This window comes from Kaarinaea lacus, assembly GCF_975902315.1.
The window spans coordinates 1-7521 of the sequence record NZ_CDLKIE010000175.1; the positions used below are offsets into that span (position 1 = coordinate 1).

The window sequence follows — 7521 nt, forward strand, 5'->3', positions numbered from 1 at the left end:
AGATGACGCAGGTGCAGTGTCTTGCCAGCCTGTATATATTTGTCAGCAAGGTTGTCGATGGCTTCGATTGCCGAATGATCTGCTACCCGCGAATTCTGGAACTCAATAATAACATCATCGGGATCGTTTTCCGGATCAAATAGCTCCGCAAAATTCTTAACAGAACCGAAAAACAACGGCCCGTTCAATTCGTAAATTCGAGAGCCTTTCTCGTCATCATAGGTTTTTACATTGATATGTTTGGCATGCTCCCAGGCGAAAACCAGGGCAGATACAATCACACCCACCACCACCGCAATCGCCAAATCGGTCATGACGGTCACCGCCGATACCAGCACCAGAACAAATGCATCACTGCGTGGAATTTTCCCCATAATGCGCAGACTTGACCATTCAAAAGTACCCATCACCACGATGAACATAACGCCAACCAGCGCCGCCATGGGAATCATTTCAATGAGATCTGAGGCAAACAAAATAAAAGCCAGTAAAAATAAAGCGGCTGATATACCAGACAAACGCTGCCGCCCACCTGAGTTCACGTTAATCATGCTCTGCCCAATCATCGCACATCCGCCCATACCACCAAAAAATCCGGTGACAGTATTGGCAATACCCTGCCCAACACATTCCTTGTTACCGCGGCCACGGGTATTTGTAACATCGTCGATTAAACTCAAGGTCAACAATGATTCTATTAAGCCAACGGCGGCAAGAATAACTGAGTAAGGAAAAATAATAACCAGCGTTTCCCAGGTAAACGGAATGGCAGGAATATGGAAGCTGGGGAAACTTCCTTCGATGGAAGCCAGATCTCCCACGGTATTAGTATCCAGATTGAATCCTATAACCAGTAGCGACACTACGATGATGGCAGCAAGGGACGAAGGTATCGCGCTGGTAAGCTTGGGAAGAAAATGGATGATCGCCATAGTTAACGCAATCAATCCCAGGAACAGATATAAAGCATTGCCACTCATCCATTCTGCACCGCCCCCGGGTAACTTAACCTGGAAATGCTGTATTTGGGCAAGGAAAATAACAATCGCCAGTCCATTTACGAAACCCAGCATCACCGGATAGGGCACTATGCGAATATACTTACCCAAACGCAATATGCCTGCGCCAATCTGAATCACTCCCGTTAACACTACCGCGGCAAAAAGGTATTCGACGCCATGATCGGCCACCAGCGATACCATGACTACCGCCATTGCACCCGTAGCCCCGGAAATCATACCGGGTCGCCCTCCAAATGAGGCTGCCAGTAACCCGACCATAAAAGCCGCATACAGACCAACTAACGGATCGACTCCGGCTACAAAGGCAAACGCCACCGCCTCAGGCACCAGTGCCAGAGCAACAGTTAAACCGGAGAGAATTTCATTCTGGAAACAAACGCGGTTAGAACAACCCAATTGAAACATCAAATACCTCTACAAAATCTACATCAAGCACTTATGAAATTAAGGCTTACAAAAAGTGGCGAATAATAGCAGATTTCGCTTCACCAATGTACCTGAATCTACTTAATAAAGAGCTTCTGCAACAAATAATTAAAATAGCTCCTTATATACAAGCAGTTAGCAGTTCGAGCATCCTGACCATAATAACTGAACGTGTGCTGAATCCAGGAACCCACCAATGAGACTGGGTATTTTTATGTTAAGCAGTGGTCTGGAAAAATACTATGTGGAAGCCCGTCTTTTGCGGGAGTGTTTCGAGGAAGCGTGTTTTGAAGATGACTTTTTCTTAAAGGACCGTTTCTTGTGTACACGCTTTACAGGTGGCTTGGGTTCAATTAGAAGTTCAGAGGTAACACTTTGCATTGGTATTTTGTGGCCAATATATTCTTCAATTTCTGATAGCGAAAATGAATATTCCTCGCAGGCGAAACTAATGGCATCGCCCTCTGCCCCGGCGCGCGCCGTTCGACCGATGCGATGTACATAATCTTCTGCATCTTGTGGCAAATCATAATTAAAGACGTGGCTAACTTCAGGGATATGCAAACCGCGAGCTGCGACATCTGTAGCAATCAAAATAGGCAGCGTACCTTGAGTAAATCGTTTCAGCAGACTGCTACGTTTCTTTTGCGGCACATCGCCTGACAGTACGCCAGCATCGTAACCATTGGCAACAAGGTAACCGTACACATCTTCAGCCACACGTTTTGTATTCACGAAAATCATGGTACGCGTAACATCGTGCCCTTTAAGTAAACCGAGTAATAAAGGGATCTTTTCTTCCTTGGCAGGAAAATAGATGGCTTCTTCTACTTTATCTGCAGTGACTTGAGTTGATTCAATGACTACCTGACTGGGATTGTTCATGTGCTCATAAGCAAGCTCGGACACACGAAAAGACAAGGTTGCGGAAAAAAGCAGGTTTAGGCGCTTTTCAGGTTTCGGCATGCGACGCAACAGGTAACGAATATCGGTAATGAATCCCAGATCAAACATACGGTCAGCTTCATCCAGAACCATCACCTGAATAGCTTTCAAATTAAAAATATGCTGTTTGAAAAAATCAATAATTCGGCCTGGTGTACCTATAAGAATATCAACGCCCTGCTCCAACCGCTTACGCTGCTGGTCATAACCCGTACCGCCAAAGGCCAAACCTAATTGCAGCTCAGTATACTTGCCCAGTGTCTCTGCATCATTATGTATTTGAATGGCCAGTTCCCGCGTTGGTGCAATGATAATAGCGCGTGGTTGATTCTTTTTCCGACCGGCCTCCGCCGGTTTTCGCAACAAATGGGCGTAAGTTGCGATGAGAAATGCGATGGTTTTCCCGGTTCCCGTCTGAGCCTGTCCCGCCACATCTCGACCTTCCAGAGAAATCGGTAAGGTTTCCGCCTGGATTGGAGTGCAATGCGTAAATCCGGATTCCGCCATGCTTCTGAGAAGCTCGTCGGGAATAGCAAGACTGCTTATTTCAGTAAGTGACTGATTATCAGTGTTCAATTTATTTTCTATGCGTGACCAATAATTATAACAATTTCAATGGATTACATTATATTAATCCGATATATTACAGCTTGATTAAGGGTAAATTTTACAGTGAATTCAGGAGTAACCAGGAGGGATCGTAATTGAGCCAAGGTTGCCGATGAATCGCAGATATCATACCACTGCAACTGCTTAATTAATACAATACTTCGCGGTTCAAAAAGGTGGTTTTTGACAAATCAGTTTTTGAGCTCTTGCCAGGTTTCGTCGGCTGCTTCAATTAATGATTTAACATTGCCAGACCATTGCTCACGGCCATAATCTGAGAAAAACAAATACAATTTGCCATCAATAATGCGCCAGTTTCTGGGATCCGCTCCAATTTTATGGTCGTCACTTAATCCATTGGAGCAATAACCACCAAATTGGGGAGCATATTTTTCAGGATTCTCTGCAAACAGTTCGCGCGCTTGATCGTTCGCAAACTGCCAGGTGGCACCTGCCCAATTAAACGTATACGCCGGATCACCTTTTACTGGGCGACTCTCAGTAAAATACGCCGTAGGATCATAACCATCTATAGCCACACCATCACTGGTTTTGTTGATATCTGCGGCAAAAGCCGCCGAAAAAATACCAGATAAAATCGCCAGTAACAGATAAGCTAGCCTCTTATACGACATTTTCACCATAATTAATTTTCTCACTATTATTTTCATCACGTTGTCATTTTCAAATTAAAAATCAACACAATCATGAATCATGACTTCTAAAGTAACAAAACATTACAGGATTTGGGCCTCACTGCCATATTATTTTTACCATTATAAAAAAAAGGCACCCCTGGAATAACCAGGGGTGCCTTTAAGAACTATAACGAATATTAAACGTTACAGAGGATTACAAAAACGCGTGCGAGTAACAACAAGGTCTACCTGTGTCCCTGGTTGTACGCTAGTGCCTCCAGTTGGAGTTTGGCTATTTACCCTACCGCAGGAACGACGGGTTCTCACAGTTGACACGTTACCAACCGTCAATCCAGCGTTGGTGATGTTAGCAATAGCTGTACTGTAAGACTGACCAACTACATTCGGTACAATTATCAGTGCTGAACCGGTGGATACAACCAGATCAACGCTGCTCCCTTCCGTAACTTCAGTACCAGCACCTGGCGTCTGGCTGATGACATCGCCAGCCGGTACCGTGGTACTGCTTGCAGTCGATATCGAACCGACGCTCAGACCACCATTAGTAATCGCCGCTTCTGCATTCGCCTGGCTTAAGCAAACCACACCGGGAACAGATACCAGCGCTGGACCAGAAGAAACTACCAGATCCACTGCAGTTCCTTCAGCCACTTCAGTTGCAGCAGCAGGTGTTTGGCTGACAACGTCGCCGGCTGGCACAGTCGCACTACTCGCGGTTGTTACCGAACCTACTAGAAGACCTGCAATTGTAATTGCAGATTCAGCGGATGCCTGGGTCATGCCCGTCACATCAGGTACGGGAACAAAAACTGTCGCCGGGCCCGTTGATACCACCAAATCAACTGCGCTGCCCGGTGTCACTTCAGTGGCAGCAGCTGGCGTTTGACTAATAAGGTTACCCGCAGGAACCGTATCACTACTCGCTGTAGATACACTACCAACGGATAAACCTGCACCTGAGATTGCTGTTTCCGCTGCTGCTTGCGTTAATCCAACAACATCAGGTACCGGTATGGTAACTGGAGCAGGACCGGCAGAAACAACCAGGCTAACCACACTGCCAGAGGCAACATCAGTTCCCGCTGCCGGGTTTTGGCTAACTACCAAACCTGTTGGCACTGTGTTGCTAAACGCAGTAGTTGCACTGGAGTTAAGTCCAGCACCAGTAATTGCCGCCTCCGCGGCTGCTTGGGTTAAGCCGGCAACATCAGGCACAGTAATTAACTCCGTACCAACAGGTCCCGCAGATACAATAATATCGACACTACTGCCAGCAGCCAGTGCGTCATGTTGTTCCGGTATTTGTCCTAATACGATACCAGCCTCGATGGCCTCGTTATTCTGAAAAATGATCTGCCCCACTGTGTAACCCGCCGCAACCACCGTACTTTCTGCTTCGGCTTGCGTCATCCACATCAGGCCAGGAACGATACCAGGATTAGGCCCAAGCGACATCACAACATCAACAATCCAGTCAGTGGTGCTTTGCGCGCCAGCCTTGGGATACTGGGTAATAATAGTTCCGTCTGGAACCGTGGGATTATAAGTCGATGGGCAACAATAACGCTGCAAGCCCAGTCCATCCAGCGCACCGTCTGCCGCGTCCAGGGCATCATCCACTTCGGCATAAGAAGTCATGCCGGTAACATTAGGAACCGTAACCGGATCACCAGTGCGCTGTGCAACAACAGTTAATGAAACAAATACCGGATTGGGATCATTTGCCATCGCAGCACTACCCGGGATGGGTTGCTGAAGACTCACCGTACCCGATGGATAAAGGTTGGTAGCAATCGTTGACATGAAATCCGGGCTCTTGCCTAACAGGCTATTCACGGCAGCGATAGCATCCGCTTCGCTTAGGCCTCGCCAGTCAGGAATAATCACTGCGTTGGGATCAGGAATACCGGAACGACCGCCTACCCACAGTAGTTTATTAACCAGATGTTGATAGTGATTTTGTTGTGCTGCGGTGCCAGAGGATAATCCGGCGTCATCATCAGCGGTCCCGGTTATTACAATACGTCCACCGCCGAATTCACCATACAATGCATATGTAAACGTCTCACCGGTCCCGGCATAAAACGTATTAACATAGGGTGTTAATAATGAATTGTCCCACGCCAGGAACATGCCATCGACAACACTAAACTCACCAGTCAGGGAGTTAATTAAAACAGGATCTGCCCCCGGCAATACATTTAATCCCGTGGTGGGAATACCACCCGGAACATAGAACGCACCCCGAACGTCGATACCATAGTCAGCTCTGATATCCGTAGATAGATTCATAGGCGCTTCCCAAATGATCGCCTTACCAGTATGCAAGAACGGCTTTAAGCGTGTCTTCCAGTCAATGGCAAACAGGGATTCGTTGATAACGTGGGAAAGCACGATGACATCATAGTTGTTAATGATGTATTCGGAGGTCCATTCACGATAGACTAACCATTCTGCACGATCAACGGTGCCCGTTAGTCCAGATACTTGATTGGCGATAATATCGTTAGTGGCCTGGTTACCCGTATCACCACCAATAACCAGAATCCTTTCCGCTAACGCATTGCTGGATGCAAGCGCTATTCCTAATAAAAACAAAACAAACAACAAGTACGGCTTCTTTGTATAGTTACTAAACATAGTACAGCCCCAATGTAATTATAATAAGCGGCGAATACTATCACTTAACTATGACAAAAATCGAATGCGTAAGTAGTTTTGTTTTTTCACGATGTTTGTTTTGTTTTATTAAAGTTAAAAACATCAGGTCAATAACAGGTTGTTAATTAAATTTTAAGATATCTTTGGTAACCCTATGCCGGTTGAATTATCACCACAACGGAACAAGCAATACTATTCAGCTGCCGTTTTAATGACAGAAACTTTTCTGGCAGTTAAATAAGATAAGTTTGGTGAAACTATTTGTGACATAAATTAAATAAATACTATCTAAAGCTGATAACACACTTCCCTCTCCACACCTTATTCATCTTCCTGCTTTGATCATGCATAGAGCACAGAAAATCTGGATCAAAACCAATTATTAATTGTCATATTAATGACATAGATTCATAACTTCGCAGTTAACTTGACTATATTAGGAATATAGTTATTTCCATGAGTACGAATCGCATGCGGATGATTGTGAAAATGTTTGTACGAGCTTGGCTTTTGGCCATGGTATTAATTTGGTCATTTTCTAGCCTATCTGCAACAGCTGTGACAGACTCATCCCCAACCTCCGCCAGGAAAGCCGTTTTTATTACTATCACTGGCGCTATTGGACCGGCTACCAAAGATTACTTTATTCGTTCACTAGAAAAGGCAACCAGTACTGGTGCGGCACTATTAATAGTGCAACTAAACACCCCGGGTGGACTTGACTCGTCCATGCGGGATATCAATCAGGCTATTTTGTCTTCGCCTATTCCTGTTGTGACTTATGTATCGCCCAGTGGAGCACGTGCAGCCAGTGCAGGCACCTACATGTTATACGCAAGTCACGTTGCGGCCATGGCACCCGCCACCAATCTTGGCGCTGCAACACCAGTGCAAATTGGCGGTGGCTCATTTCCCGGTGATCCCAATAAGAAAAAAGATCAAAAGCAGGACGAAGCACCCTCGCAGGACAACAAAGGCGCCATGTCACGCAAAATGATCAATGATGCCGTTGCTTATATACGAGGCCTGGCCGAATTACGTGGACGTAATGTTGAATGGGCAGAAAAAGCGGTACGCGAGGCCGCCAGCCTGTCGGCAAAGGAAGCTTTAGAAAATAATGTAGTTGATATGATAGCGGTTGACTTGTCTGACCTGTTAAAACAGTTGCAGGGAAAAACCGTTTCCATCCATGGGACTGA

Annotated in this window: 5 protein-coding genes; 1 reads left to right on the forward strand and 4 read right to left on the reverse strand. The window is 45.9% G+C overall.

The genetic code is table 11. From position 1 onward, the window contains the following. The 4 genes from ACWVCM_RS05060 to ACWVCM_RS05075 form a co-directional block, all read right to left on the reverse strand. Positions 1-1427, reverse strand: a 1427-nt coding sequence (locus tag ACWVCM_RS05060; protein WP_455200631.1) for a SulP family inorganic anion transporter, incomplete at its 3' end; no start/stop codon positions are given. A gap of 261 nt (positions 1428-1688) precedes the next feature. Beyond that, positions 1689-2969 carry an ATP-dependent RNA helicase RhlB gene (rhlB, locus tag ACWVCM_RS05065; RefSeq protein WP_455200632.1) on the reverse strand — a complete coding sequence of 427 codons (1281 nt, stop codon included), beginning with the start codon at positions 2967-2969 and terminating at the stop codon, positions 1689-1691. Positions 2970-3193: 224 nt separating this feature from the next. Further along, the gene (locus tag ACWVCM_RS05070; RefSeq protein WP_455200633.1) at positions 3194-3661 is read right to left on the reverse strand and encodes a YHS domain-containing (seleno)protein; all 468 of its coding nucleotides are present in this window, start codon (positions 3659-3661) and stop codon (positions 3194-3196) included. A 183-nt stretch (positions 3662-3844) separates the two neighbouring features. Beyond that, a complete protein-coding gene (locus ACWVCM_RS05075) occupies positions 3845-6301 on the reverse strand; it encodes a PASTA domain-containing protein (protein ID WP_455200634.1) in 2457 nt (818 codons plus the stop codon). A gap of 579 nt (positions 6302-6880) precedes the next feature. Here ACWVCM_RS05075 and ACWVCM_RS05080 point away from each other — a divergent pair. Continuing rightward, positions 6881-7521, forward strand: a 641-nt coding sequence (locus ACWVCM_RS05080) for a hypothetical protein (protein ID WP_455200635.1), incomplete at its 3' end; no start/stop codon positions are given.